The following is a 1,119-nucleotide window of genomic DNA, read 5'->3' on the forward strand; positions in this document are numbered from 1 at the left end:
CTCATGGCGCAACATCCGCTGCATCTGCTCCACTCACATGGAATCGACGCCGGGTCCGAAGCGGACGGAGCGCCGTACGGCGCAGCCTGGCCTCAGAAGCCGACCCTGAGCTGCGCGGAACCACCGAGGCGGTTGCTGCCCGCGGAAAGTTCGCTGTCGAGGTTGAGGCCGAGCGTGATGCGCTCGCTGAGCCTGGCGTTGAGGCCGGCGGCGACGAGCGCGCTGTTGCGATCGGCTTGCGCGCCCGTCGCGCTGAAGGCCGCGCCCGGAAAACCCGCCAGGCTCGCGGTCAGGTCGGCATCGCGCTGAAAGTAATGCGCCCAGACCGCCCGGACATAGCCGGTGACGGGAACCCCATTGAGGATCGTGTCGGCGTCGAGCTGCAGGCCGAGTTCGCTGCGGCTCGTGACGTCGTTGCGCCTGGCCAAAGCCAGCGCGCCGGCAGTGGCGCCGGCCCAGTTGCTCTCGAGCACGGCCGGACTCTGCGCCCGCGTCGCCTGGAGGGCGGCCAGCGGCGAGAAGCCAAAGCCGGTCCAGTTCAGCACGGTTGCGCTCGCCTGCAGGCGCCCGCTCCAGGCTGTGGTGTCATAGGACGAGGACAGGCTCGAGCCGAGTGCCGGAATGCCGCGGCTGATATCATTGTCGAGCCGGGCATAGCTCGCCGCGGCGCCGAGCCTGACCGGCCCGAGCTGGGTGACGCCGTAGAGGCCGGCCTGGACCACATCTGCATCGATCTTCCCGAGCACACCGCGCAGCGAGGCGCGCGCCGTGCCGGCGGAGACGGCGAAGCCTGCGACCGTGCCGGGCATCAGCCGGAGATCGACCCCCGTCGCGAGATGTGCGTCGTCGATCTTGCGTCGGCTCGAGCCCACCGCCGCGTTGCCGCCGGTCCGACCATAGGAACCGAAGCCCGCGCCCCAGACCGAATAGGACCGGGCATCAAGCCGTGACGGCCCGGCCGGTTGATCCGCGCCCTTGCGCACCAGGGCGGAGAAGGCGGCCGTTCCGGGGCCCGATCCGCCTGCCTGGTTCAATCTCCCTGCCGCCCAGGGATCGAGCATCGTGCGCAGGAACTGATCCGACGCGACCTCGGCCAGCGCCGGCGCGGCTGTATGGATC

At 70.4% G+C, this 1,119-nt stretch carries 1 protein-coding gene; it reads right to left on the reverse strand.

The window, feature by feature from the left end; all coding sequences use genetic code 11:
* Positions 1 to 92: 92 nt before the first annotated feature.
* The coding region (locus AC1DRP_RS36620; protein WP_476771144.1) for an autotransporter outer membrane beta-barrel domain-containing protein at positions 93 to 1,119 on the reverse strand (1,027 nt) is incomplete at its 5' end.

Source organism: Allobosea sp. 01N443, from assembly GCF_056399325.1.